Below are 25,258 nucleotides of genomic sequence, written 5' to 3' on the forward strand. Positions count from 1 at the left end.
TTGAACGGGTGGCGGGCGGGGGTTAGGGTGGCTTCGAACCAAGGGAAGACGCAGATGGACGCGCTGGTATCAACCGAGTGGCTGGCGGACGCGATGGTGGCGGACGATCTGCGGATCGTGGACGCGACTTATTTCGCGACCGATCCGGGGCGTGATCCTGCTGCAGACTATGCGGTCGGCCATATTCCCGGGGCGGTGTTCATGGACCTGGGCGGGCTCGCCGATCCGGAGAGCGACCTGCCGGGCATGGTGCCGCCCGCCGCGCTGTTTGCGGAGCGGATGGGGGCGCTCGGGATCGGTGATGGTGTGCGGGTGGTGCTGTACGATGCGGCGCCGCACCGGACGTCGGCGCGGGCGTGGTGGATGCTGCGGATGTTCGGGGTGCGCGACGTAGCGATCCTGGACGGTGGGCTGGCGAAATGGGTTGCCGAGGGGCGGCCGTTGGCGACCGGGCGCGAGACGTCGGGGCCGGGGCGGTTGAGTGTTCGGCAGGATGAGGCGGCGGTGCGCGATCTTGGGCAGATGACGGACAATCTGGCGTCGGGGGCGGAGCAGGTGGTCGATGCGCGTTCCGCCGCGCGGTTCAGTGGGGCGGAGGCCGATCCGCGACCGAGCGTGGCGTCGGGGCATATTCCGGGGAGCGTCAACATTCCTTACGACCGGCTGTTCGCGGCGGACGGGACGTGGAAGCGTGGGGACGCGTTGCAGGCTGTGTTCGACGAGGCGGGGGTCGATCTGGCGCGGCCAATCGTGACGACGTGCGGGTCTGGGGTGACCGCGGCGGTGCTGCTGTTCGGGGCGCATCTGCTCGGGGCGCGTCAGGTGGCGTTGTACGACGGGAGCTGGAGCGAATGGGGTGCGGACCCGACGACGCCGAAGGCCGTGTTCTGAGCGCCCCCGCCGACCCTACGCGCCCGGTCGGGGCGCAGACGCAGCTTGTCGAGGGCGGGCGACGGGCGGAGTGGACGCAGGGGATCGTCAACCCGGCGGTGTGGCGTGCCTCGACCGTGCTGTTCAACAGCGTGGCCGATCTGCGTGCGGCGTCCACGCGGCCGAATGACGGGCTGTATTATGGACGGCGGGGCACGCCGACGCAGTGGGCGCTGGCCGAGGCGCTGACCGCGCTGGAGCCGGGGGCGGAAGGGACGATGCTGTACCCGTCCGGCGTGGCGGCGGTGGCGGGGGCGCTCCTGTCGGTGCTGAAGCCGGGCGACGAGTTGCTGGTGGTGGACAGCGCCTATGAGCCGACGCGAGCGTTCTGCCGGACGGTGCTGGCCCCGATGGGCGTGACGACGCGGTTCTACGATCCGATGATCGGCGCGGGGATCGCGGATCTGATCGGCGAGCGGACCGCGGCGATCCTGATGGAGAGCCCGGGAAGCCTGACGTTCGAGGTGCAGGACGTGCCGGCGATCTGCGCGGTAGCGCGGGCGCGGGGGGTGGCGACGGTGTTGGACAACACCTGGGCGACGCCTTTGCTGTTCCGGGCGATCGAGCATGGGGTCGACCTCACCGTGCTGGCCTGCACCAAATATATCGTCGGGCATTCGGATGCGATGCTGGGGTCGGTGACGGCAGGGCCGGGGCGGTTCAAGCGGTTGCGCGATCTGGTTCATGCCTACGGCATCCATGTCGCGCCGGACGATGCATTCCTCGGGAGCCGCGGGCTGCGTACCTTGGCTGTGCGGATGCGGCAGCATGAGGCGGGTGGGTTGGCGGTCGCGCGCTGGCTGGCGGATCAGCCGCAGGTCGCGCGGGTGATCCATCCGGCGATGCCGGGGTGTCCGGGGCATGAGATTTGGGCGCGCGATTTCAGTGGGGCGTCGGGGTTGTTCGGGTTCGTGCTGGCGGGCGGCGACGATGCGGCGCGGACGGCGCTGATCGACGGGCTGGTGCATTTCGGGATCGGCTATAGCTGGGGCGGGTATGAAAGCCTGGCGATCCCGGTCGATCCGGCGGGGTTGCGGACCGCGACGGAATGGGCGGCGGCGGGGCCGATGGTGCGGTTGCATATCGGGTTGGAGGATCCGGATGACCTGATCGCGGATCTCGCGGCCGGGCTGCGTCGGTTCGATGCGGTTGTTGGGTCGCGGTAAGGCGAGATCTCGCCTAGGTCCCGGCCTGCGTCGGGGAACTGATGGTGTTGGAGAAGCACGATAATATCACGTGGCGTGATTTATGTGCAACAATCAGCCCCCGAACTTACCCGCTGTCGCAAATTCGTCATTGTGCGGTGCGGCGATATCGCGGACATACATGGCATCGCCGGCCCGTCGCCCCCCGCAAGGAGAGAGGATCGACGCTGCGATACGCAGTGGAACGAGCTATTTTCCGCATAAGGGGCTTTCGCCATGCAACCGTTCCATATCCTGCTGCCGGCCGCGCTTCTGGCCGTTGCCACCCCTGCGTTCGCGCAGGATGCGGCGCCCAGCCCGATCACGATCAGCGGATCGGCGGGCCTCGTTTCCGACTACCGGTTCCGCGGCGTGTCGCAGTCCGACGAGGACATGGCGGTGCAGGCCGGCCTGACCGTCACGCATGAGAGCGGCTTCTACGTCGGCACCTGGGGGTCGAACCTGTCCGGCTGGGGCACGTTCGGCGGGTCCAACATGGAACTCGACCTGTACGGCGGCTACAAGGCGAAGGTCGGCTCGGGCACGCTTGACGTCGGACTGCTGTGGTACATGTACCCGGGCGGGGCGAGCAAGACGGACTTCGCCGAACCTTATGTGAAGCTGTCGGGCGTGGTCGGGCCGGTCACGCTGACCGCCGGCGTCGCCTATGCGCCGAAGCAGGAAGCACTGGGGCGCTGGTACAGCACCGGCGAACTCTACGTCGCCGGCACGCCGGATCGGCCGGGCAAGAAGAACGATAACCTCTATCTCTCGGGTGACGCGCTGGCCGCGCTGCCCGGCACGCCGGTCAGCCTGAAAACGCATATCGGTTATTCCGACGGCAATCCGGGGCTCGGGCCGAACGGGACGAGCGTTGCGCCGACCGGGACCTACTGGGACTGGATGATCGGCGCGGACACGACGTACAAGAATCTGACGTTCGGCGTGTCCTATGTCGATACCGACATCAGCTTCGGTTCGTTCGGCGCGCAGCGGATCCAGCCGAGCTTCTCGAAGGGGCAGGACGGCACCGGGTCGATCGCCAACGGCAAGGTCGTGTTTGCGGTGACGGCTGCGTTCTGAGTGTGACGGCGTCGTCCTCCGGTTTTGAGGGCGACGCCTGCATCTGGTGACGCGGGCGTTCCCGACCGAAGGGAGATCCCGGCTTTCGACGGGATGACGGTTTGGGGGTAGCTAGACTTTCCCCCAACGAAAAACCCCCGCGGCGGTGAGCCACGGGGGTTTTTCATGTTCGCGATCGGTGAGGATCAGTTCGGGGTCGGCGTTGCCGGCGTGGGGGTGGCGGCTGGCGTGCCGCTGGTTGCCGCGGCGTCGGCGCCGGCACCGACGGGGGCGGCGAGGATGTCGCGGGTGACGGCGCCCTTGTCGACGACGGTGGTGTTGCCGTCGGTTTCGGAGCGGATGCCGGCATCGCCCGCGCGACCCGCGGACCCGATCAGGCCGGCTTCACCGGCGCTGCGCGCGGCCTGGCCACCGAACATCGCGGTCAGCGCCTGCGTGCTGCTGTCGGCTTCCTGCGGGCGGGGGGCGCCGGGCTTGGGCGGGGTGAGTGCGAAATCGGGCGGCACGACCAGCGGCGCGCGGCGGGCGACGGCGAATTCGTCCGGGCCGGAGCGGCCGGCGAACACGCCGCCCTTGTTGTTGCCACCGCAGGCCGAGAGGACCAGCAGGGCGAGCGCGGAGCCCGCAACGATCGACTTACGCATGCACATTCTCCGAACGATCGGCCCCGTCGCGCGTCAGGAAGGCGCGGAGCAGCAGCAACAGGACGCCGATGGTAATGGCGGCGTCGGCGACATTGAAGACCAGAAAGGGATGCCAGTCCCCGAAATGCAGGTCCAGAAAATCCGCGACATAGCCCAGCCGGACCCGATCGAGGATATTCCCGAGCGCCCCCCCAAGGACAAGCCCGAGCGCCACCATATCGGGCGTCTTGCGTTCGCGCCAGAGCCAGACCGCGACACCGGTGGCGATCACGCCGGTCAGCCCGACGAGCAGCCAGCGCGCGGTGTCGGTGCTGGCGGTGAGCAGACCCATCGAAACGCCGAAGTTGCGGACCCAGGTCAGGTCGAAGAACGGCAGGAGACGGATCTGGAGCTGCTCGGGGAGGCGGAGCGTGTCGACGACGTACCATTTCGACAATTGGTCGATGAGGAACACGGCGATTGCGATCGCGTAGCCGAGCGGGCGGGGGCGGGTCACTGGACTGGCCCCCGAACCGTAACACCGTTCGGTTCGAGCATGTCGAGAACTTCGCGCGGGGTTCTCGACTCCGCGTCTCGGCTTCGCTCGACACTCGCTCGAACCAAACGGAGTTGGGGGGCGTGACGCGTGGGGTTGAGGCCCGGCCCGACTGAGCACGCCATTACGCGCCGACCACTTCGGTGCAGCGGTCGCAGAGGTCGCCGTCGGTCGTGACCTCCGGGAGCAGGCGCCAGCAGCGGCCGCATTTGGCGTCTTCGCTGCGGTGGACGATGACGGTCGGGCCGTGGACCGTGTGTTCGAAGCCGACGTTGGACACGATCAGCAGCTCGGCCAGTTCGGCGGTCGTGGCGCGTGGGCGGTCGAGTTCGTCGGGGTAGCCGATCGTGACGCGCGCTTCGTTGCTGGATCCCAGCTCCTTGGCGCGGCGCTTGGGTTCGATCTCGGCGTTGACGACGAGGCGGAGCGCCATGACCTTTTCCCACTCGGCCCGGTCGACGCCTTCGCCCCAGACGGGGTCGAGGATCGGCCAGGTGAGCAGGTGGACCGAGCCGCCGTCCGGGTAGCGCGTGCCCCACACTTCCTCCGCGGTGAAGCAGAGGATGGGGGCGGCGTAGCGGACGAGCGCGTGGAACAGGATGTCGAGCACGGTGCGGTAGGCGCGGCGCTTCGGGCTGTCGGCCGCGTCGCAGTACAGGCTGTCCTTGCGGATATCGAAGAACAGCTGCGACAGGTCGTTGTTTGCGAAATCGGTCAGCGTGCGGGCGTAGCGGTTATATTCGAACGCATCGGTCGCGGCGCGGAGCGTGCGATCGACGTCGAGCAGCCGGTCGAGGATGTAGCGTTCGAGGTCCGGCATATCCTCCGGCGCAACGCGTTCCTCCTCGGTGAACCCTTCCAGCGCGCCGAGGAGGTAGCGGAACGTGTTGCGCAGCTTGCGATAGGCGTCGGACGTGCCGGACAGCACCTCCTTGCCGATCCGGACATCCTCGAAATAGTCGGTGCTGGCGACCCAGAGGCGCAGGATGTCCGCGCCGGATTCACCGATGATCTTGAGCGGATCGACGACGTTGCCGACCGACTTGGACATCTTGCGCCCCTGTCCGTCGAGCGCGAAGCCGTGGGTCAGGACCGCGTCGTAGGGCGCGCGGCCGCGGGTGCCGCACGATTCGAGCAACGAGGACTGGAACCAGCCGCGATGCTGGTCGGACCCCTCGACATACAGGTTCGCGCGCGTGCCGAGGCCGTAGCGCGCCTCGATCACGAAGGCGTGCGTGCTGCCGCTGTCGAACCAGACGTCGAGGATGTCCTTCACCGGTTCGTAGTTGGCCGCGTCGTAGGCGTCGCCGAGCAGCGCCTGATGGTCGGTTGTGTACCATGCGTCGGCGCCGCGTTCCGTCACCGCCGTAACGATGCGCGCGTTGACGGCGGGGTCGCGGAGATAGTCGCCGGTCCTGCGATCGACATAGAGCGCGATCGGCACGCCCCAGGCGCGCTGGCGGCTGATCACCCAGTCGGGCCGGCCGGCGACCATCGCGTGGATGCGGTTGCGCGACTTCTCGGGCACCCAACGCGTGCGTTCGATTGCGTCGAGCGCGGTTTCGCGCAGGGTTGCACCGTTGGTTGCGGACGCGCCCTCCTCCCCGGTGGGGGGAGGGCTCTGCTGCGTTCCGGTCGCGGCATCCATCGGGATGAACCACTGGGGGGTGGCGCGGAAGATCAGTTTGGCGTTGCTGCGCCAGCTGTGCGGGTAGCTGTGCTTATAGTCCGCGGAGGCGGCGAGGAGCGCACCGGTTTCGCGCAGCGCGGTGCAGATCGGGCCGTCGGGGGCGTTGAACTTCGGGTTGATGACCGAGCCTTCGCCGCCCAGCCAGCCCCAGTCGGCGCGATACTTGCCGTCGCCCTCGACCGCGAAGACCGGGTCAATGCCGTGCGCCTTGCAGAGGTCGAAATCGTCCTCGCCGTGGTCGGGCGACATGTGGACGAGGCCCGTGCCGGCGTCGGTCGTGACGAAGTCGCCGGGCAGCATCGGGCGCGGCTTGGCAAAAAAACCGCCGAGCGTGTGCATCGGGTGGCGGACGGTGGTGCCGGCTAGGTCGGAGCCCTTAAGGATCATTGGCTGATCCAGAAAACACATCCGCCAATAGTCTTCAGTTCCTGTCCCGGATGAGACCATCCGTTTCGCGAAACTTTCTAACAAGGCAGGGTCTGCCGCGACCAGCAGCCAGCGCCCGTTATCGTTTATAAGAGCGTACTCAACCTCCGGCCCGTAAGCCAAAGCCTGGTTGACCGGGATCGTCCAGGGCGTTGTCGTCCAGATGACCGCGTGCGCACCGATCAGCTCCTTGATCGGGCTCTCGACGATTTCGAATGCGACGTCGATCTGGGTGGAGACGATGTCTTCATATTCGACCTCGGCCTCGGCGAGGGCGGTTTTTTCGACGGGGCTCCACATGACGGGCTTGGCGCCGCGGTAGAGTTGGCCGGTTTCGGCGAACTTGAGGAGTTCGGCGACGATCGTGGCTTCGGCCTCGTACTTCATGGTGAGGTACGGGTCGGCCCAGTCGCCCATGACGCCGAGCCGCTGGAACTGCGTGCGCTGCACATCGACCCAGGTTTCGGCATAGGCGCGGCATTCGGCGCGGAACAGGACGGGGTCGACCTCGTCCTTGTTCAGCTTCTTCTTGCGATACTGTTCCTCGACCTTCCATTCGATCGGCAGGCCGTGGCAATCCCAGCCAGGCACGTAGGGCGCGTCCTTGCCGAGCAGCGACTGCGACCGGACGATGATGTCCTTCAGGATCTTGTTCATCGCATGGCCCATGTGGATGTCGCCATTAGCGTAGGGCGGGCCGTCATGCAGGATGAAGCGCTCGGCGCCTTCGCGCGCCTTGCGGAGCTGTCCGTAAAGGTCGGCGTCGGCCCAGCGTTGCAGGATCGCCGGCTCCTTGGCGGCAAGGCCGGCCTTCATCGGGAAATCGGTCTTCGGCAGGAAGACGGTGGCGCGCCAGTCCTGCGCGGGCGTATCTTGGGTGTCGGTCATCGCCTGCGGCCTTAGCGCAGGGTGGGGCGGGGGGGAACAGGCGTGTTTCGCTGGTCTCGATCGTTTCGCGCTTCGGTATCCCCGTGTGGGGGGATCCCGTCTTCTTCTAAGCGCTGCGTCCTGGACTTAGCTGGACCCCCGCGTCCGCGGGGGTACGGTCAGTTAGAGGCCAGGATCGCTTTCGCCTTCGCGCTGTCGCGGTCCATCTGGGCGATGAGCGTGGGGAGGTCGTCGAACTTCGCTTCCGGGCGGAGGTGGGCGATGAGGTCGATCTCGATCGTCTGGCCGTAGAGGTCGCCGTCGAAATCGAAGAAATGCGGTTCGAGCAGTTCCTTGGGCGGCGTGAACTGGGGCCGGATGCCGAGGTTGGCGACGCCGTCGAGCGTGCGGCCGTCGGGCAGGTGGCCGCGGACCGCGTAGATACCGTAGGCGGGGCGGAGATATTTGCCCATGTCGAGGTTGGCGGTCGGGTAGCCGATCGTGCGGCCGACCTTGTCGCCGTGCTGGACGACGCCCTGGATCGCGTAGGGGCGGGTGAGCAGGCGCGCGGCCTCTTCCGGACGGCCGGCGCGGAGGGCGCCGCGGATGCGGCTGGACGAGATCGGGCCGTCGGCGTCGGCGATCGGGCCGACCGCCTCGCTGCGCAGGCCGGCGGCGGTGGCGCGTTCGGCGAGGATGGTGGCATCGCCCGAACGGCCCGCGCCGAAGGTGAAGTCGGCCCCGGTGACGATGCACGCCGCGCCGACGCGGTCGCGCAACCAGTCGGCGATGAAGTCCTGCGCCGTGACGGCGGCGAGCGCGGCGTCGAACCCGAACACCAGCATCGCGTCCGCCCCGGCCGCCGCGAACAGGCGCTGGCGCTGTTCCAGCGTGGTGAGGCGGAACGGTTCGGCGTCGGGGCGGAAATAGCGGACGGGGTGCGGATCGAAGGTGGCGACGATCAGCGGGCGACCCTCCGCCGTGGCGATGGCGCGCGCCCGGGCGACGACCGCCTGGTGGCCAAGATGGAACCCGTCGAAATTGCCGAGCGCAACGACGCCGCCGCGATAGGGGGCGGGAATGGGTTCGTTGGTGGTCAGCCTCTGCATGACGCCGGGCTATAGGTAGCGCGGGCGGCGGCGACAATGGTGCGGCGTGTGGCGGTTACGCGCGGCGCAGGTAGCGGGCGAAGCTGTAGGCCGGACGGGTGCCGTCCGCGGGGTGGTCGGTTCGCGTGGCTTCCTGCCAGACGGCTGGGTCGGGGAGCGGCAGGGAGGTGTCGCCGGTCGGCTCGGCGTGGACGTGGGTCAGTTCGATCCGGTCGGCGAGCGGTTCGAACAATGTGTAGATCTCGGCGCCGCCGATGACGGATGGTGTATCGCCCGCCGTGGCGAGCGCTTCGGCGACGGTCGCGACCGGTTCGGCACCGGCGGCGGACCAGGTGCGGTCGCGGGTCAGCACGATGTGGCGGCGGCCGGGCAGCAGGCCGGGCAGGCTGTCGAACGTACGGCGGCCCATGATCATCGGTGCGCCGGCGGTGATGGCCTTGAAATGAGCGAGGTCGGCGGGCAGGCGCCAGGGCAACCCGCCGTCGCGACCGATCACGCCGTTGGTGGCGCGCGCGACGACCAGCGTGATGCGGGGGCGGGGGGCGGCGGGATCGGACATGGTCTGCGCCCTATGCCCGCCCGCTTGGCGGAGCAAGCCCGCTTGACCCCGTGCCGCCCATCGCCAATACGACCGGGATGGCGGAACAGACGGACAGCATCGGCGACCTTTCGTTCGAGGACGCATTGAAGCGGCTGGAAGCGATCGTGCAGCGTCTGGAGGGCGGCGAGGCGTCCCTGGACGAATCGATCAAGCTTTACGGCGAGGGCGACGCGTTGAAGCAGCAGTGCGAGGCGCGGCTGCAATCGGCGCAGGCCCGGATCGAACGGATCGTGGCCGGCGCGGACGGCAAGGCGACGGGAACGGCGCCGTTCGATGGCGATTGAGACCATGAATGACGACGCGATCCTGCCGGCCGCGTTCGCGCGCGTTTCGGGTGAGATCGACGCGTTCTTCGATACGCTGCTCGCGGTGCCGGACGACGGGCGGGCGCAGCTGTATCGGGCGATGCGGCATGCGGCGATCGGCGGCGGCAAGCGGTTGCGGCCGTTGCTGGTGTCGGCGGCCTGTGCGCTGTTCAATGTCGATCGGGAGCGGGCGATCCGGGTCGGCGCGGCGATCGAGTGCATCCACGTCTATTCGCTGATCCATGACGACATGCCGTGCATGGACGATGACGATATGCGGCGCGGCAAGCCCACGGTGCACCGCGCGTTCGACGAGGCGACTGCGGTGCTGGCGGGCGATTCGCTTCACGCGCTGGCGTTCGAGGTGCTGGCCGATCCGGCGACGCACCCCGACCCCTATGTGCAGGTCGAGCTGATCGCCGAACTGGCGCGGGCGAGCGGGCCGATCGGCATGGCGGGCGGGCAGATGATGGACCTGGCGGCCGAGACCGCGGGCGACACATTCGACCTGGCTGCGGTGACGCGGTTGCAGCAGCTAAAGACCGGCGCGCTGATCGGGTTCTGCCTGGAGGCGGGCGCGATCATGGGGCGGGTGCGGCCGGAGGGTCGGACCGGCCTGCGTGGTTACGCGCACGACATCGGGCTGGCGTTCCAGATCGTCGACGACCTGCTCGATGCGGAGGGCGATGCGGCGGCGGTGGGCAAGGCAGTCGGCAAGGATGCGAGTGCCGGCAAGGCGACGTTCGTGTCGCTGATGGGCGTGGCGCGCGCGCGGGCGCAGGCGGCGATGCTGGTCGATCAGGCGGTGCAGCATCTGCACGCGTTCGGGGCGGAGGCGGACCTGTTGCGTGCGATCGCGCGGTTCGTGCTGGAGCGCGACCGGTGAGCGGCCAGCGCATCGGCGTGTATCCCGGGACGTTCGACCCCATCACGCTGGGTCATATGGACATCATCCGGCGCGGTGCGAAGCTGGTCGACCGGTTCGTGGTGGGGGTGACGACGAACCCGTCCAAGTCGCCGATGTTCACGGTCGAGGAGCGGCTGGCCACCGTGCGGCGCGAAGTGGCGACGATCGGCGGCGACATCGACGTCGTGGCATTCGATTCGCTGCTGATGGATTTCGCGGAATCGATGGGCGCGAGCATCATCGTCCGCGGGCTGCGCGCGGTCGCCGATTTCGAGTATGAGTATCAGATGGCGGGCATGAACCAGCAGCTGAACAACCGCGTCGAGACCGTTTTCCTGATGGCGGACGTGGCGTTGCAGCCGATCGCGTCGCGGCTGGTGAAGGAAATCGCGTTCTACGGCGGCGACGTGACGAAGTTCGTGCCGCGTGCGGTGATCGCCGAGATCCGTGACCGGGTCGAGACGATCGGTCGCAAGGGCCGCTGACATTCAGGCTTTGGACAGCCGCGCGCGGGTAGCGCACGGCCGAATTTTTCGGGATACGGAATGACGATGCGCAACAGCTTCCTTCTCGCCGCGATGGCCGGCCTGCTGTGTTCGGCCGGCGCGCTGGCACAGGCGCAGTCCGAACCGACCGAGGCGACCGAGCCCAAGCCGTTGCCGAAGACGTTGCAGGCGACGCCGGTGGAGGCGTTCCTGCCGCCGGCGCTGACCGCGGAGAACACGCTGAACCTCGACCTGTCGACCGGCGGGCGCGTGGTGATCCAGCTGCGGCCGGACAAAGCGCCGGAGAATGTGGCGCGGGTCAAGACGCTGGCACAGCAGGGTTTCTATAACGGGCTACCGTTCCACCGCGTGATCGACGGGTTCATGGCACAGGGCGGCGATCCGAAGGGCGACGGCACGGGCGGTTCGCCGCTGCCGGACCTGAAAGCGGAGTTCAACGACATGCCGCATGTGCGCGGCGAAGTGTCGATGGCGCGCAGCCAGCAGCCCAACAGTGCGAACAGCCAGTTCTTCATTATGCTGGCCCCGAACCTTGGCCTCGACGGCAACTATACCGCGATCGGGCGGGTGGTGTCGGGAATGGAGTTTGTCGACCGCATCGAGAAGGGCGAGCCGCCGGCGAACCCGTCGAAGATCGTAAGCGCCACGCTGGGCGCGCCGTTCGTGCCGTCGGCCGTGGCGCCGGTGGCGGCTCCGCCTGCTGCCGCGGCCGCTGTGCCAACGACGGAGCCGGCACCATCTACGACGCCTGTGCCTACGCCCCCGCAGTGATGTTCGCTGGCCCCGCGGGATCCCGGAATTAAGCCGGCTCGCGGGTCTTGCGCGTGATGTTCTGGTCCCTGAGGCGGATCGACGGTTAATCCACTGCGCGGGGGAACGCTCTCGGGTTCGTCCACATCTCGATGATGTTAGGCGAACCTTGCGAACGGGTGGCCGAGAACGCTGTAGGTCGATCTTGTCTAGATAAGCCCCGCAAGACCGGGCGGGTTAGTCCTCCATCATTGCGGCGAGCGCCGGGCTTAGATGTTCGATGGTGATACCGGCATGTTGTTCGACGATCCGTGCGGCCAAGTCGTGTTCCGTCGCCAGCGTCATTCCGGCCTTCCCTCCCATGACGGTCAACGCAGTCGCCCAAGCGTCGGCGTTGCCGGCGCGGGGGTGGATGACGGTTGCGGAGACGACGCCGTTTTTCACTGGATGGCCGGTGCGCGGGTCGAGCGTGTGGTCGCCGCGGATGGCGTTGCCGGAGGTGGCGACGGCGAGGTCGTGGAGCGCGAGGCGGAGCGGGGCGATCGTCGTGCCGGGCGGGGTTTCGAGGTCGACCCACCAGGGGTCGCCGTCGGGGCGGATGCCGCGGCCGGTAAGTTCTCCGCCGATCTCGACGAGGCAGTCGAGGATGCCTTGGGTGGCGAGCAGCTCTGCGACGGCGTCGACCGCGTCGCCCTTGGCGATCCCGGACAGGTCTAGCGCGAGGCCGCCGGGCTGGCGGATGCGGCGGGTGCCGGGTTCGAACTGGAGTTTCTGCCAGCCCGCGGCGTCGTGGACGGTCGCGACGTGTTGGGCGTCGGGAGTGGGCATCGGGCCGGGCGGGCCGTAGCCCCAGAGGTCGACAAGGCGGCCGATCGTGGGGTCGTAGGCGCCATCACTCGCCTCGGCGATCGTCAGTGCCGTCGCGACGACGCGAGCGAAGTCAGGCGGGAGTGACAGCTGGTAGCCGGCGGGGGCTTGGTTGAATTCCGAGAGGAGCGAGGTCTGGTCCCAGTGGCTCATCTCGGCGACTAGGCCGGCGAGGCGCGTGGTAATCGCGCGTTCAATCGTCCGCGGGTCTGTCGTGCGGGGGCAGGCGAACAGGACGCGCCAGACCGTGCCCATCGTCTCGCCCTGGAGCGTGACGATGGGCAGCGACGGATTGCGGCGGGCGAAGGCGTCCGGTGCAATCCGGGAGGTCAGCGCGATGCGCATGGGGGTCAGGGCGTCAGCACTTCCAGCGTGGTGGTGTAGGACAGGCGGCGCTCGGTGGCGCTTGGGACGATCGTCTTCGCGTCGGTCAGGGTCGCATTGAGCCAGTACATGCCGGCGGTCGGCCACGTCACGGACAGGACGCCGTCCGCGCCGGTGGTGAGGTCCATGCCGTTCTCGGCGTCGCGGTAGCGCTTGCCGCCGGGGATGACGATGACCTTCAGGCCCGCCGCGGGCTTGCCGTCCACGAGGAAGCGGAAGCGGGCCGCCTCGCCCGCGACCAGTTCGTCCGGGTGGGTGATGGGGCTGAGTTCGAGGCCCTTGCCGGTGGTGCGGAAAACCGTGGTGGTGGGCGCGCCGGCGGTGACGAAGATCTCGTTGCGGCCGGCGGATTCGGTGAGTTTCACGTCGGTCGCGTTGGCGGGGATGTCTGCGACCGTCAGCGGGGCGGGGGCGCCGGGTTGCGGCGGGCCGCGGCGGCCGATGCGTTTCTCGACACCGTCCACCTTGAAGCTGCCGCCGACGCCGCTGTTCTCGGACCCGATCTTCCAGGTGCCGGGCTTATCGAGCTGGACGTCGAAGACCGAGCGGTAGCGGCCGGTGGCACCGTTCTGAAGCTGGCCGGCGGTGCCGTCGGGTTGCCAGACCTTGATCGATTCGAGCCGACCAGGCTGGTGATCGAAGAAGAACAGGTCGTTGGAGACCGCAGCGTCGACGGTCACCCAGCTGTCGGTGCCGGAGAAGACCGTCGCGGAGGGGAGCAGCCACATGCGGTGCGCGGAGCCGGCCGCGGGGAGCACCAGCAACGCGGCGGCGGCGATCAGGCGGTGCTTGAAGTTCGTCATGGTCATGATCCTCAGCGGGCGGCGAGCGTGACGGCGCCGAGTTCGGTCTTGCCGGTGGCGCGGGCGGTTCCGTTCGGGACGGTGAGCGGCACGGTGACCAGCTCGCGGCCGCCGGTTTCGCGCGCGGCCTCGACATTCAGGACGTAGGCGCCGGAGCGGAGGTCCGAGGGCAAGGCAACGCTGTATTGGCCGGGCGCGCGAGTGGCGCCGCTGATGCCGTTGGCGGGGAGCGCGAGGCTGCGGCCGCCCTTGCGCCACCAGGCGCGCATGTCAGACAGCCATTTGGTGCCGGGTTCCTTGCCGCCCTTCTTGACGTCGTACCAGACCGCCAGCGTCCGCGCCGCGCCGCCGCCCGCCGGTTCCAGCCAGATCGCGACATAGGGCCGATGATATTCGGCGACCGGCAGGCGCGGGATGGTGACCGTGACGGTGCCGGCGGTGGCGGGTGCGGCGATGACGCCCGCGAGCAGCAGATAGGACGAGCGCATGACGGGACCCCCTTTAGTGGACGAACAGGACGGCAATGATGATCGGAATGGCGAGGCCGGCGGCAACGATGGGCCACGTCATGGGCCGGCGGCGCGCGTGGAATTGCAGCAGCAGCAGGCCGGTCAGCGTGAACAGGATGCAGGCCGCGGCGAAGATGTCGATGAACCAGAACCACGCGGCGCCGGCGTTGCGGCCCTTGTGGAGGTCGTTGAGGTAGGAGACCCAGCCGCGGTCGGTGGTCTCCGCGGTGATCCGGCCGGTGGCGCGATCGATGCTGACCCAGGCGTCGCCGCCGGGGCGCGGCATGGCGACATAGACTTCGCTGTCGGACCACTCGGCCGGGCGCGCGGCGGGATCGAGCCCGACCGCTCGTTCGACTGCGGCGGCAACCTCTGGCGATAGCGGGGTGTCTGCGGCGGGGGTTCTGGGCAGGAGCGATGCGGACAACTGGCCGGTCCTGTTCATGACGACCGGCTCGGCCGCGATCGAACCGGCGTGGTTCAGCGTGATGCCGGTGATCGAGAAGATCAGCATCGCCACGAGCGACACGGCAGCACTGACCCAGTGCCAGTTGTGCAGCTGTTTCAGCCACCAGCCGCGCCATTTGCGGTTCGGGACGGGGCGAGCGGCGGCGGGTGGAATGACGATGACCCCGATCAGGACGGCGGAGACTCTCCTAGGCCGCTAATGCGAGGCATTGTCAACTAGCTTCCGTCCTACATCAACGTGTCGATGACGCCGCCGTCGACGCGGAGCGCGGCACCGGTGGTGGCCGACGCCTGTTCCGACGCGACGTAGACGATCATGTTGGCGACCTCCTCGACCGTCGCGGCGCGCTGGATGATCGAGGTCGGGCGATTGCTGGTGACGAACTCGGCCGCAACGTCGGCGATCGGGCGGTTGGTGCGGGCGCGCTCGGTCTCGAGCATCGCCTCGACCCCTTCGGACAGCGTCGGGCCGGGCAGGACCGCGTTCACGGTGACGCCGGTGCCGGCCATGCGCTTGGCCAAACCGCGGGCGAGCGCCACGTCGGCGGTCTTGCTGACGCCGTAGTGGATCATCTCGACCGGGATGTTGAACGCCGATTCGGAGGCGAGCATGATGAAGCGGCCCCAGCCCTTGGCCTCCATACCGGGCAGATAGGCGCGCGCCAGCCGCACGCCGGCCATGACGTTGACCTGCCAGTGGCGATCCCAGGTCGCATCGTCGGTGTCGAAGAAGTCGGCGGGCTGGAAGATGCCCAGGTTGCTGACGACGATGTCGGCGGCGGGGATCGCCTTCACCAGCCGGTCATGGCCATCGACGGTTGCAAGATCAGCCGCGACACCGCGGACGTCGGAGCCGAGCCGTGCGACCGCCGCATCAACCTTCTGCAACGTGCGGCCGTTGATGACGACGCTGGCGCCCGCGTTGCGCAGACCGGCGGCGATGGCGTAGCCGATCCCCTCGGTCGATCCGGTGACAATGGCCGTTTTGCCGGTGAGGTCGATATGCATGGGCGGTTTCCGATGATGCGCGAGGTGAGCAGCGTCGGGTAACGCGTCGTCGCGCAATTCAGTGCCGCGCGATCAGGCGGCGTCGCGGATCGCTTGCTGGAACAGGTCGTAGCCCATGCTGTCGGCGAGGCGGGCGGCGGAGGCGGGGGCGACGACGAAGCCGATCCGCCGCCGCACGTCGAAGCCGGCGAGCGCGACCATCGCGATCCCGTCGTCGGCGAAGCAGCGCGGCATGACCGTCATGCCGAGGCCGGCGCGGACATAGGCGACTGCGCGGTCGTCACTGGTCGTGCGGGCGGCCATGAACGGGCGGACGCCGCGGCGGGTGAAGAAGCGGCTGACGTCGGCCAGTGCCTCGCAGTGGCGGCGGACGATCATCGGTTCGGCGGCGATGTCCTGCGCGTCGATCATGGTCCGGTCGGCGAGGGGATGGTCGACGGCCATTGCGACGGCATAGCCTTCATCGAACAGGGCAGGCGGGCCGTCGCCGACGTCGCACAGCACCGCATCGAGCGCGCCGCGGTCGAGACGGGGGCGGAGGTCGCGCGCGCGGCCTTCGCGGATTTCGAGGCGGTCGGTGCAGCCGGCGTCGTGGACCGCCCGCAGCGCGCGTTCGATCCAATGGGAGGGCAAGGTCGGGACGATGCCGAGGCGGATGTGCCGCCCGCTCTCCGTTTCGCGGACGGAGCGTTCGGCGGCGGCGAACTCCGCCTCGATCCGCCGGGCGTGGACGGCGAAGCGTGTGCCGGCGGCGGTAACCTCGACCCGGCGGTTGGTACGGTGAAACAGTGGGCTGCCGAGGAGCGCCTCCAGCTTGGCGATGCCGACCGACAATGTAGGTTGCGACACGCGGACATGCTGTGCCGCGCGGGTGAAGTTGCCCTGGTCGATCACCGCCAGGAAATAGCGCAGCAGGTAGCGATCGATCATAGACCGGCCCTATGCCATGCATCGCGCGGTTTCAATTTCTGCGCGCGTCCGCGAAGTGGTACGGACCGGAAAACAGATACACCGGAGAGGCCGCATGGCACCTGATTTCGATTTCGCGCTGGGCGAGACCGCGGACATGATCCGCGAGACGACGCAGCGTTTCGCGGCCCAACAAATCGCGCCGCTGGCCGCGCGGATCGACGCGGACGACTGGTTCCCGCGCGAGCTGTGGCCCGCCATGGGCGCGCTCGGCCTGCACGGCATCACGGTGAGCGAGGCCGATGGCGGGCTGGGGCTCGGTTATCTTGAGCATGTCGTCGCGGTGGAGGAGGTTTCCCGCGCGTCGGCGTCGGTGGGGCTCAGTTACGGTGCGCACAGCAATCTGTGCGTCAACCAGATCAGCCGGTGGGGCAATGCGGCGCAGAAGGCGAAGTATCTGCCCAAGCTGATTTCCGGCGAGCATGTCGGGAGCCTGGCCATGTCGGAGGTCGCGGCCGGGTCCGACGTGGTGTCGATGAAGCTGCGCGCGCGGAAGACCGACGCGGGATACGTGCTGGACGGGACGAAGTTCTGGATCACCAACGCGGCCTATGCCGACACGCTGGTCGTCTACGCCAAGACGGGCGAGGGGAGCCGCGGGATCACCGCGTTCCTGATCGAACGCGACATGCCGGGCTTCAGCATCGGGCAGAAGATCGATAAGATGGGCATGCGCGGATCGCCGACCGCGGAGCTGGTGTTCAACGGCTGCGAGGTGCCGGCCGACGCGGTGATGGGGCCGGAGAATGGCGGCGTCGGCGTGCTGATGTCGGGCCTCGATTACGAACGCGCGGTGCTGGCCGGGATCCAGCTGGGCATCATGCAGGCGTGCCTCGACGTGGTGATCCCCTATGTGCGCGAGCGGCAGCAGTTCGGGCAGGCGATCGGCCAGTTCCAGCTGATCCAGGCGAAGGTGGCCGACATGTATGTCGCGCTCAATTCGGCGCGGGCCTATGTTTATGCGGTCGCGCGGAGCTGTGATGCGGGGCGCACGACGCGGTTCGACGCGGCGGGCGCGATCCTGCTGGCGAGCGAGAACGCGGTGAAGGTGTCGCTGGAGTCGATCCAGGCGCTGGGCGGGGCGGGCTACACGAAGGACTGGCCGGTCGAGCGTTATATGCGCGACGCCAAGCTGCTCGATATCGGGGCGGGTACGAACGAAATCCGGCGGATGCTGATCGGTCGCGAACTGATCGGGGCGCCGCCGAAGGTGATGCAGTGAGCGCACCGGTCCTGACATCCGCGCTGTCGCCCGAGACCGAGGGGTTTCGCGCGAACGCGGCTCATAACCGGGCGCTGGTCGAGCGGCTGCGCGGCGATGTGGCGCGCGCGGCGCTGGGCGGGAGTGCGGCGGCGCGGGAGCGGCATGCGGGGCGCGGCAAGCTGTTGCCGCGCGACCGGGTGGAGCGATTGCTCGATCCGGGATCGCCGTTTCTGGAAATAGGCCAGCTGGCGGCGAACGGGTTGTATGACGATGCGGTGCCGGGCGCGGGGGTGATCGCGGGCATCGGGCGCGTCGCGGGGCGGCAGTGCATGATCCTGTGCAACGATGCGACGGTGAAGGGCGGGACCTATTACCCGCTGACTGTGAAGAAGCATCTGCGCGCGCAGGAGATCGCGCAGGAGAACCGGCTGCCGTGCATCTACCTGGTCGATAGCGGCGGCGCGAACCTGCCGCATCAGGCGGAGGTGTTTCCGGACCGCGAGCATTTCGGGCGGATATTCTTCAACCAGGCGCAGATGTCGGCGCTGGGTATCCCGCAGATCGCGTGCGTGATGGGCAGCTGCACCGCGGGCGGGGCGTATGTGCCGGCGATGTCGGACGAGACGGTGATCGTGCGCGGGCAGGGGACGATCTTCCTGGCCGGGCCGCCGCTGGTCAAGGCGGCGACGGGCGAGGTCATTTCCGCGGAGGAACTGGGCGGGGCGGATACGCATGGCAGGCGGTCGGGCGTGGTCGATCATGTCGCGGAGGACGACGACCATGCGCTGGCGATCGTGCGCGATATCGTGTCGATGTTGCCGCCGCAGGTGACGGCGCCGGTCAACATGGCCGAGCCGCGGCCGCCGGCGTTCGATGCGGAGGAGTTGTACGGCATCGTGCCGGCCGACGTGCGGGCGCCCTACGATGTGCGCGAGGTGATCGCGCGGATCGTCGATGCGTCCGAGTTTCACGAGTTCAAGGCGCTGTACGGGACGAGCCTGGTCTGCGGGTTCGCGCATGTCCACGGGATGCCGGTGGCGATCCTGGCGAACAACGGCGTGTTGTTCAGCGAGAGTGCGCAGAAGGGCGCGCACTTCATCGAACTGGCTTGCCAGCGGCGGATCCCGCTGCTGTTCCTGCAGAATATCTCCGGCTTCATGGTCGGCGGGCGGTACGAGGCGGAGGGGATCGCCAAGCATGGCGCGAAGCTGGTCACCGCCGTTGCCACCGCGACCGTGCCGAAGATCACGATGCTGATCGGCGGGAGCTTCGGCGCGGGGAATTACGGGATGTGCGGGCGCGCGTACGGGCCGCGGTTCCTGTTCAGTTGGCCCAACAGCCGAATCAGCGTCATGGGCGGGGAGCAGGCGGCGTCGGTGCTGGCGACCGTTCACCGCGACGCGGAAAGCTGGACCGCGGAGGAGGCGGAGGCGTTCAAGGCGCCGGTCCGCGCGAAGTACGAGGACGAGGGCAACCCGTGGTACGCGACCGCTCGGCTGTGGGACGACGGGATCATCGATCCGGCGCAGACCCGCGACGTGCTGGGCCTGGCGTTGGCCGCGACGTTAAATGCCCCGATTTCCGAACGCACCGCGTTCGGCGTGTTCAGGATGTAGCCGCATGATCGCATCGCTTCTGATCGCCAATCGCGGCGAAATCGCCTGTCGCATCATCCGGACCGCGCGGGCGCTGGGGATCCGGACGGTTGCGGTTTATTCGGATGCCGACGCGCAGGCACTCCATGTGAGCCAAGCTGACGAGGCCGTGCATATCGGTGCTTCGCCGGCGCGGGAGAGCTATCTGGTCGGTGAGCGGATCATCGCGGCGGCGTTGGCCGCGAGCGCGGAGGCGATCCATCCGGGCTATGGTTTCCTGTCGGAGAATGCCGAGTTCGCGGAAGCCGTGATCGAGGCCGGGCTGGTCTGGGTCGGGCCCCGGCCGGACAGCATCCGCGCGATGGGGCTGAAGGATGCCGCCAAGCAGCGCATGATCGCGGCTGGCGTGCCGGTGACGCCGGGCTATCTCGGCGCGGACCAGTCGCCCGAGCGGTTGCGGGCGGAGGCGGATGCGATCGGCTATCCGGTACTGATCAAGGCGGTGGCGGGCGGCGGCGGCAAGGGGATGCGGCGCGTGGACGAGGCGGCGGCGTTCGACGATGCGCTGCTGTCCTGCCAGCGCGAGGCTGCGGCGGCGTTCGGCAATACCGACGTGCTGATCGAGAAGTACATCCTGTCGCCGCGCCATATCGAGGTGCAGGTGTTCGGCGACACGCATGGCGACGTCGTGCACCTGTTCGAGCGCGACTGTTCGTTGCAACGGCGGCACCAGAAGGTGATCGAGGAAGCGCCCGCGCCGGGCATGGATGCCGAGACGCGGGCGGCGATCTGCGATGCGGCGGTGCGGGCGGCCAAGGCGGTCGACTATGTCGGGGCCGGCACGATCGAGTTCATCGCGGATGCGAGCGAGGGGCTTCGCGCCGACCGGATCTGGTTCATGGAGATGAACACACGGTTGCAGGTCGAGCATCCGGTGACCGAGGAGATCACCGGCGTCGATCTGGTCGAATGGCAGCTGCGCGTGGCGAGCGGGGAGCGCCTGCGGAAGCGGCAGGACGAGCTGGCGATCAACGGCTGGGCGATGGAAGCGCGGCTCTATGCGGAGGACCCGGCGACGGGGTTCCTGCCGAGCATCGGGCGGCTGGACTATCTGCGTTTTCCCAAGCCCTATCGCGGGCGGACGGTGCGGATCGAGACCGGGGTGCGGGAGGGGGACGCGGTTTCTCCCTTCTACGACCCGATGATCGCGAAGCTGGTCACCCATGCGCCGAGCCGGGCGCTGGCGATCGAGAACCTGGAGCAGATGACGGCGCGGACGCGGTGCTGGCCGGTGAGGACGAATGCCGGGTTCCTGACGCTTGCGCTGCGCAATACGGACTTTGCCGGTGGCGAGATCGATACCGGGCTGATCGCGCGGGAGGGTGAGGCGCTGATCCCGGCGGTACAGCCTTCGGATGCGGTGTTGCAGGCGGTGGCGCGGGTTGCGGTCGGGCGGCAGCCGAGGGGTGGTCGGTTTAGACACCGGACTTCCGACAAGAGCGGTTTCCGGGTGAACGGTGCCGCTGCGCCGGTCATGGTTCGGTTTGCCGAGGGTGGGCGGTCCTACGAGGTCGTTGTCGAGGATGGTGACGCCGACCTGCCGCGTGTGACGCGGATCGATGCGGGCTGGGCGGTGACCGAGGATGGCGTGACGCGGGTGTTCACGCTGTACCGGCCGGGCGGGCCGCAGGGGGCTGTCGCGGGCGATGGGGCGATCCTGTCGCCGATGTCGGGGCGGATCATCGCGGTCGATGTCGCGGAGGGAGCGGCCGTGACGAAGGGGCAGAAGCTCGTCACGCTTGAGGCGATGAAGATGGAGCATGGGCTGGTCGCGCCGTTCGACGGGGTGGTCGCGGAGCTGCATGCGGTGGTGGAGGGGCAGGTGCGCGAGGGCATGTTGCTGGTCCGGATCGAGAAGGACGCCTGATGGCCGGACGGCATTATGATGCGTGGCGGGTGGGCGACCGGATCGCGCACGAGATCCGCCGGACGGTGACCGAGACGGACAATCTGCTGTTCTCGGTCATGACGCACAATCCGCAGCCGCTGCACATCGATGCGGAGGCGGCGAAGGCGAGCGAGTTCGGGCAGATCCTGGTGAACGGGACCTTCACCTTTGCGCTGATGATCGGGTTGTCGGTCGGTGAGACGACGCTGGGCACCTTGGTTGCGAACCTCGGCTACGACGCGCTGGTGATGCCGAAGCCGGTGTTCATCGGCGATACGATGCGGGCGGAGACGGAGGTCACCGCGCTGAAGGACAGCCGGTCGCGGCCGGAGGCGGGGATCGTCACCTTCACGCATCGGTTGCTGAACCAGCGGGACGAGATCGTCTGTCAGTGCCTGCGGAGCGCGTTGTTGATGCGGACGCCGGCGTGAGGTTGCGGTCGCTGCTGTTCGTGCCGGCGGATCGGCCGGAGCGGTTCAACAAGGCGACGGCGAGCGGGGCGGATGCGATCATCCTTGACCTGGAGGATTCGGTGGTGCCGGCCCGCAAGGATGCCGCGCGGACGGCGGTGGCGGCGTATCTCGACACGCCGTGCGACGTGATCCGGATGGTGCGGATCAATCCACTGGACGGTGGGGCGCTGGACGCGGACCTGAGCGTCGCGCGGCGGGCGGATGCGATCATGCTGCCCAAGGCGGCGGGTGCGGCGGACGTGCGGGCGCTGGTGCGGGCGGCGGGGGCGGAATGTCCGCCAATCCTGCCGATCGCGACGGAGGTGCCGGCGGCGATCTTCACGCTGGGCGAATATGCCGGCGTGGCGGAGCGGCTGTGCGGGCTGACCTGGGGGGCGGAGGACCTGCCGGCTGCGATCGGGGCTGCGACCAGTCGCGAGCCGGACGGGTCCTATACCGCGCCCTACCAGATGGTGCGCGCGCTGCTGCTGTTCGGCGCACACGCCGCGGGGGTCGCGGCGATCGAGACGGTCTATCCGGCGATCCGCGATCTGGAGGGGCTGGCGGCCTATGCGGCGCGCGGGTGTCGCGACGGGTTCACGGGCATGATGGCGATCCATCCGGCGCAGGTGGCGGTGATCAACGCGGCCTTCACGCCGGATGCGGCGACGGTGGCCCGGGCGCGGGCGATCGTCGCTGCGTTCGCGGCGGAGCCGGAGGCGGGTGCGCTGCAACTCGACGGGCAGATGATCGATGCGCCGCACCTACGCCAGGCGCTCGCGACGATCGAGCGGGTAGGTGACGCTGCGGCGTAGCGCGGGCCGGCGGACGCTGGCATAGTCGGCGCGTTCGGGGTGGGGAGCGGTCGATGTCTGCGTGGCTGAGCCTTGTCCTGCAAACGGCCGTGCCGTTCGATCTTGCCGCGGTTGCGAAGCCGGTGGACCTGAGCGCGATCCAGCGGTGCGGCGCGGCCGCTTCCGGCGAGATCGTGGTGTGCGGTGGGCGTGGCGAGCGATATCGCTTGCCGCTGCCGAACGAGCGGGTCGCCGGGGCCCGCACGCGTGGCGACGCGCTGACCGGGACGGCTGCGCTGACGCCCCCGGCTCCGTGCGGCATCTTTGCGGGCGAGCGGCGCTGCGGCAAGCGCGAGGCGGCGGACTATGGCTACGGCGGCGGGCGGGACCCGGTCACGGCGTTGACGCGGGTTATCACGAGCCTGACGGACCCTGACGCGAACTAGCCTTCCGTGCCAGCCTGTGCATGATCGGCAACGACAGGATGAAGGAGCCGGACATGGATCATCGAGTAGTCGCGATCATTCCGAGCAGCAACCTGGAGAGCAGTACCGCCTTCTATCGACGGATCGGGTTCGCGGTGGTCGGCGACTACGGGCATTATCGCATTCTGGCCGATGGGCGCGGGTGGCATCTGCACCTGAACCTCATGCCGGGCTGGCCGCGGCATATCGAGGATAACCCGTTCGGGCTGTACCTGTATGTCGACGACGTCGATGCCGTGGCCGCGGCGGTACGCGAGTTGATCATCGATCCGGCCACGCCGCATTTCACGCCGTGGAGAACATATGAATTCGCGGTCAGCGACCCGAGTGGGCTGCTCGTCCGGATCGGCCGGAGCGTCGACCAGGCTTAGGCCGGCGGCTCAGTCCGGCAGTTTGCCGCAGGCCGCCAGCCAGCGGTCGCGGGTGCTGGGGTTGTCGGCAAGCGTCGTGCCGGGAAGGTGCGAGCAATCGAGCCAGGCGGGCAGGATCGTTTCGACCGAAAAATTATGGTCGGGGACGAAGGCCGACGGATCGTCGAACGAACCGATCGTCAGGTCCATCATGTCGCCGTCGGGAAACTCGAAGGTCAGCGGGGTCCCACAATCGCGACAGAAACCGCGCAGGGCGATCGGGGAGGAGCGGTAGCGGTCGGGCTCTACCGTCGTCCAGGTGACGTCGGCCTTTGCGATGTTGCGGAACGCGATGGAGACGCCGCCGGTCGCGCGGCGGCACATCCGGCAGTGGCAGAGATAGGCCGCATTCGAATCGATACGGGCGGCGTACCGCACCCGACCGCATTGGCATCCGCCCGTCATGACCTGCATCGTCGCCTCCCCTGCGAGGCGACAGGTACTGCGGCGGTCGGTTCGATGGCAAACCGGACCTGCTCAGGGCCAGCCGATATCTTCCCGAACTTGGCGCGGCGGTGCTGCTCTACGCTGTCCTGCTCACGGGCGTGGCTCTGTGTGGCCAATCATGGGGAATTGTGGGGGCTCGGCATGGTCGTGGCGCAGGCCGCTACCGGTGACGCACCGGATCAAGGCATTGCGGCTTGCCCGCGCGTGGAGCCAGGGCAATCTGGCCGAGGTGCTGGCCGTGTCGCGCCAGACCGCGAACGCGATCGAAAACGGGCGGTACGGCCCGAGCCTGCCGCCCGCCTTCACGATCGCTGCGGTGTTGTTCGGCCTGCGGATCTAGGATGTGTTTCAGCCTTAGGCTGGCGGCGTTCGAGCGCCCGCCAACTATCGTGTCCAGCCGAGCATGGCGCGGAGTTGCGCGGTGCGTTGCCGGGTGACGGCAGCGAGGCACTGGCCAGCGGTGAACGGCTGCATCGTGCCGCCGCGCCATTCATAGCTTTCAATGCGGCATTCGGCATCGCGGAAGGCGAGCCAGGCACGTTGCGACGCGAGCAAGGCCGCGGCGAAACCCGGTTCGGTCGGCTTCGCTTCGTCCGCCCGATCCCGGTCGGCCTGCTGCATCGTCGCGTAGACCTGTTTCCAGGTGCGATCCATGTCCGCGTCGGCCTGCGCCGCGACGGCTTGCTGACACATGGTCATGGCGGTCTGGTTCGGCTTGTCGCCGCAGCCGGCGGTCGCCGCGGCGAGCGAGATCAACAGGGAGATCATGGCTTGCCCTTACTGCGCAGCGTCAGAACTTCTGGCCGGGAAAGCCCGTGAAGAATTCTCGCGTGCAGGTGCCTTCCGCCAGCGTGGCGGCCGAACCGGACCAGCCCATCATGATATATTCGCGGACGGTGCCCTTGGTGCGCGATAGCGAGACTTCCGCATCGGCGGGGCCGCCGATCGTCGCGCGGCTGTCGGGCAGGACGATGTCGTCGGCGGTAACCTGACCGGTCTGCGCGGCCGTCTTGCACGCGCCGCGGCACCAGCGCTTGGCGTCGAGATCGATGCGGAAACGCTCGGTCCAGGCGGTGGCCGGGACGCCGGTGCGCTTTTGCTCCTTGCCCTTGCAGACGAGGTCGAACTGGTTGGCGGAGGCGGCCGATGCGGTGGCGCTCCACGATGCGAGAACGGCGAACGCAACGAGCAAGGACGACTTGGACATGATTTCCCCCGACGGATTATGCTTCAGCGGAGCACAGGTTTGCTGTTCATTGCAACCGTCGAACCGGGAAGCCGCCGGGGCGGCGGATTTTACCGGATGAGTCGTCGGAGAGCGTGGGCGTTATTCGCCCGTGGCGACGGACTGAGGCCGTGATTCGGTCGAACGCGACCG

At 68.3% G+C, this 25,258-nt stretch carries 29 protein-coding genes; 15 read left to right on the forward strand and 14 right to left on the reverse strand.

Translation table 11 applies throughout. The features are described 5' to 3' along the window. The first annotated feature begins 54 nt into the window (after positions 1 to 54). From sseA to ACFSGX_RS06910, 3 genes are all read left to right on the forward strand, one after another. Positions 55 to 891, forward strand: a complete 837-nt coding sequence (sseA, locus tag ACFSGX_RS06900) for a 3-mercaptopyruvate sulfurtransferase (protein ID WP_380928596.1) — start codon at positions 55 to 57, stop codon at positions 889 to 891. Further along, positions 852 to 2,096 (forward strand): cystathionine beta-lyase, encoded by a 1,245-nt coding sequence (gene metC / locus ACFSGX_RS06905; protein ID WP_380928598.1) that lies wholly within the window; start codon positions 852 to 854, stop codon positions 2,094 to 2,096. The genes sseA and metC overlap by 40 nt, the downstream gene beginning before the upstream one ends. A gap of 255 nt (positions 2,097 to 2,351) precedes the next feature. Then, entirely contained in the window at positions 2,352 to 3,197 is an 846-nt protein-coding gene (locus ACFSGX_RS06910; protein WP_380928600.1) for a TorF family putative porin, read from the forward strand. A gap of 185 nt (positions 3,198 to 3,382) precedes the next feature. On the opposite strand, the gene ACFSGX_RS06915 is transcribed toward ACFSGX_RS06910, so the two are convergent. The 5 genes from ACFSGX_RS06915 to ACFSGX_RS06935 all read right to left on the reverse strand — a co-directional run bounded on the left by ACFSGX_RS06915 (position 3,383) and on the right by ACFSGX_RS06935 (position 9,027). After that, positions 3,383 to 3,841: a DUF3035 domain-containing protein gene (locus ACFSGX_RS06915; protein ID WP_380928602.1), complete on the reverse strand. Its 459-nt coding sequence runs from the start codon at positions 3,839 to 3,841 to the stop codon at positions 3,383 to 3,385. After that, positions 3,834 to 4,337 carry a signal peptidase II gene (gene lspA / locus ACFSGX_RS06920; protein WP_380928604.1) on the reverse strand — a complete coding sequence of 168 codons (504 nt, stop codon included), beginning with the start codon at positions 4,335 to 4,337 and terminating at the stop codon, positions 3,834 to 3,836. The genes ACFSGX_RS06915 and lspA overlap by 8 nt, the downstream gene beginning before the upstream one ends. 163 nt (positions 4,338 to 4,500) lie before the next feature. Continuing rightward, entirely contained in the window at positions 4,501 to 7,380 is a 2,880-nt protein-coding gene (ileS, locus tag ACFSGX_RS06925) for an isoleucine--tRNA ligase (protein ID WP_380928606.1), read from the reverse strand. Between the two features lie 158 nt (positions 7,381 to 7,538). Further along, on the reverse strand, positions 7,539 to 8,468 hold the full coding sequence (locus ACFSGX_RS06930) for a bifunctional riboflavin kinase/FAD synthetase (protein ID WP_380928608.1): 930 nt from the start codon (positions 8,466 to 8,468) through the stop codon (positions 7,539 to 7,541). Between the two features lie 55 nt (positions 8,469 to 8,523). After that, the gene (locus tag ACFSGX_RS06935; protein WP_380928610.1) at positions 8,524 to 9,027 is read right to left on the reverse strand and encodes a dihydrofolate reductase; all 504 of its coding nucleotides are present in this window, start codon (positions 9,025 to 9,027) and stop codon (positions 8,524 to 8,526) included. Positions 9,028 to 9,104: 77 nt separating this feature from the next. Here ACFSGX_RS06935 and ACFSGX_RS06940 point away from each other — a divergent pair, with 77 nt between their 5' ends. The 4 genes from ACFSGX_RS06940 (at position 9,105) to ACFSGX_RS06955 (ending at position 11,558) form a co-directional block, all read left to right on the forward strand. Continuing rightward, positions 9,105 to 9,353 carry an exodeoxyribonuclease VII small subunit gene (locus tag ACFSGX_RS06940; RefSeq protein ID WP_157177632.1) on the forward strand — a complete coding sequence of 83 codons (249 nt, stop codon included), beginning with the start codon at positions 9,105 to 9,107 and terminating at the stop codon, positions 9,351 to 9,353. Then, positions 9,343 to 10,260 carry a polyprenyl synthetase family protein gene (locus tag ACFSGX_RS06945; RefSeq protein ID WP_380928612.1) on the forward strand — a complete coding sequence of 306 codons (918 nt, stop codon included), beginning with the start codon at positions 9,343 to 9,345 and terminating at the stop codon, positions 10,258 to 10,260. Before ACFSGX_RS06940 ends, ACFSGX_RS06945 begins: the two co-directional genes overlap by 11 nt. Continuing rightward, positions 10,257 to 10,766: a pantetheine-phosphate adenylyltransferase gene (gene coaD, locus ACFSGX_RS06950; protein WP_380928614.1), complete on the forward strand. Its 510-nt coding sequence runs from the start codon at positions 10,257 to 10,259 to the stop codon at positions 10,764 to 10,766. Before ACFSGX_RS06945 ends, coaD begins: the two co-directional genes overlap by 4 nt. 66 nt (positions 10,767 to 10,832) lie before the next feature. Next, positions 10,833 to 11,558 (forward strand): peptidylprolyl isomerase, encoded by a 726-nt coding sequence (locus ACFSGX_RS06955; protein ID WP_380929998.1) that lies wholly within the window; start codon positions 10,833 to 10,835, stop codon positions 11,556 to 11,558. Positions 11,559 to 11,774: 216 nt separating this feature from the next. On the opposite strand, the gene ACFSGX_RS06960 is transcribed toward ACFSGX_RS06955, so the two are convergent. From ACFSGX_RS06960 to ACFSGX_RS06985, 6 genes are all read right to left on the reverse strand, one after another. Continuing rightward, the gene (locus ACFSGX_RS06960) at positions 11,775 to 12,749 is read right to left on the reverse strand and encodes an FAD:protein FMN transferase (protein ID WP_380928615.1); all 975 of its coding nucleotides are present in this window, start codon (positions 12,747 to 12,749) and stop codon (positions 11,775 to 11,777) included. A gap of 5 nt (positions 12,750 to 12,754) precedes the next feature. Then, complete coding sequence (locus ACFSGX_RS06965; protein WP_380928617.1) at positions 12,755 to 13,591, reverse strand: DUF4198 domain-containing protein; 837 nt, start codon at positions 13,589 to 13,591, stop codon at positions 12,755 to 12,757. Between the two features lie 11 nt (positions 13,592 to 13,602). Further along, complete coding sequence (locus tag ACFSGX_RS06970; protein ID WP_380928619.1) at positions 13,603 to 14,079, reverse strand: DUF2271 domain-containing protein; 477 nt, start codon at positions 14,077 to 14,079, stop codon at positions 13,603 to 13,605. Between the two features lie 13 nt (positions 14,080 to 14,092). Continuing rightward, positions 14,093 to 14,722 (reverse strand): PepSY-associated TM helix domain-containing protein, encoded by a 630-nt coding sequence (locus tag ACFSGX_RS06975; protein ID WP_380930000.1) that lies wholly within the window; start codon positions 14,720 to 14,722, stop codon positions 14,093 to 14,095. A gap of 74 nt (positions 14,723 to 14,796) precedes the next feature. Continuing rightward, complete coding sequence (locus ACFSGX_RS06980) at positions 14,797 to 15,576, reverse strand: SDR family NAD(P)-dependent oxidoreductase (RefSeq protein WP_380928621.1); 780 nt, start codon at positions 15,574 to 15,576, stop codon at positions 14,797 to 14,799. Between the two features lie 72 nt (positions 15,577 to 15,648). Further along, positions 15,649 to 16,506 (reverse strand): LysR family transcriptional regulator, encoded by an 858-nt coding sequence (locus ACFSGX_RS06985; protein ID WP_380928622.1) that lies wholly within the window; start codon positions 16,504 to 16,506, stop codon positions 15,649 to 15,651. Between the two features lie 94 nt (positions 16,507 to 16,600). Between ACFSGX_RS06985 and ACFSGX_RS06990 the strand changes: the two genes are divergently transcribed. The 7 genes from ACFSGX_RS06990 to ACFSGX_RS07020 are packed head-to-tail and all read left to right on the forward strand — an operon-like array spanning position 16,601 to position 23,394. After that, entirely contained in the window at positions 16,601 to 17,767 is a 1,167-nt protein-coding gene (locus tag ACFSGX_RS06990; RefSeq protein ID WP_380928623.1) for an acyl-CoA dehydrogenase family protein, read from the forward strand. Next, positions 17,764 to 19,365 (forward strand): carboxyl transferase domain-containing protein, encoded by a 1,602-nt coding sequence (locus ACFSGX_RS06995; protein ID WP_380928624.1) that lies wholly within the window; start codon positions 17,764 to 17,766, stop codon positions 19,363 to 19,365. The genes ACFSGX_RS06990 and ACFSGX_RS06995 overlap by 4 nt, the downstream gene beginning before the upstream one ends. A 4-nt stretch (positions 19,366 to 19,369) precedes the next feature. Then, on the forward strand, positions 19,370 to 21,271 hold the full coding sequence (locus ACFSGX_RS07000) for an acetyl/propionyl/methylcrotonyl-CoA carboxylase subunit alpha (protein WP_380928625.1): 1,902 nt from the start codon (positions 19,370 to 19,372) through the stop codon (positions 21,269 to 21,271). Then, entirely contained in the window at positions 21,271 to 21,723 is a 453-nt protein-coding gene (locus tag ACFSGX_RS07005) for a MaoC family dehydratase (RefSeq protein ID WP_380928627.1), read from the forward strand. The genes ACFSGX_RS07000 and ACFSGX_RS07005 overlap by 1 nt, the downstream gene beginning before the upstream one ends. After that, on the forward strand, positions 21,720 to 22,559 hold the full coding sequence (locus ACFSGX_RS07010) for an HpcH/HpaI aldolase/citrate lyase family protein (RefSeq protein ID WP_380928629.1): 840 nt from the start codon (positions 21,720 to 21,722) through the stop codon (positions 22,557 to 22,559). Before ACFSGX_RS07005 ends, ACFSGX_RS07010 begins: the two co-directional genes overlap by 4 nt. A gap of 53 nt (positions 22,560 to 22,612) precedes the next feature. Further along, positions 22,613 to 22,984, forward strand: coding sequence for a hypothetical protein (locus tag ACFSGX_RS07015; RefSeq protein WP_380928631.1), 372 nt, complete (start codon positions 22,613 to 22,615; stop codon positions 22,982 to 22,984). Between the two features lie 53 nt (positions 22,985 to 23,037). Beyond that, a complete protein-coding gene (locus ACFSGX_RS07020; RefSeq protein WP_380928632.1) occupies positions 23,038 to 23,394 on the forward strand; it encodes a VOC family protein in 357 nt (118 codons plus the stop codon). A gap of 9 nt (positions 23,395 to 23,403) precedes the next feature. On the opposite strand, the gene ACFSGX_RS07025 is transcribed toward ACFSGX_RS07020, so the two are convergent. Next, the gene (locus tag ACFSGX_RS07025) at positions 23,404 to 23,847 is read right to left on the reverse strand and encodes a GFA family protein (RefSeq protein ID WP_380928633.1); all 444 of its coding nucleotides are present in this window, start codon (positions 23,845 to 23,847) and stop codon (positions 23,404 to 23,406) included. A gap of 199 nt (positions 23,848 to 24,046) precedes the next feature. On the opposite strand from ACFSGX_RS07025, the gene ACFSGX_RS07030 reads away from it, so the two are divergent. After that, a complete protein-coding gene (locus ACFSGX_RS07030; RefSeq protein WP_380928634.1) occupies positions 24,047 to 24,220 on the forward strand; it encodes a helix-turn-helix transcriptional regulator in 174 nt (57 codons plus the stop codon). Between the two features lie 44 nt (positions 24,221 to 24,264). Here ACFSGX_RS07030 and ACFSGX_RS07035 read toward each other — a convergent pair whose 3' ends face one another. Together ACFSGX_RS07035 and ACFSGX_RS07040 are read right to left on the reverse strand one after the other, a co-directional pair. Beyond that, on the reverse strand, positions 24,265 to 24,648 hold the full coding sequence (locus ACFSGX_RS07035; RefSeq protein WP_380928636.1) for a lysozyme inhibitor LprI family protein: 384 nt from the start codon (positions 24,646 to 24,648) through the stop codon (positions 24,265 to 24,267). Between the two features lie 22 nt (positions 24,649 to 24,670). After that, the gene (locus ACFSGX_RS07040; RefSeq protein ID WP_380928638.1) at positions 24,671 to 25,087 is read right to left on the reverse strand and encodes a hypothetical protein; all 417 of its coding nucleotides are present in this window, start codon (positions 25,085 to 25,087) and stop codon (positions 24,671 to 24,673) included. Positions 25,088 to 25,258: the final 171 nt, after the last annotated feature.

Origin of the sequence: Sphingomonas arantia, assembly GCF_042682045.1 — a bacterium.
GTDB lineage: Bacteria > Pseudomonadota > Alphaproteobacteria > Sphingomonadales > Sphingomonadaceae > Sphingomonas_R > Sphingomonas_R arantia.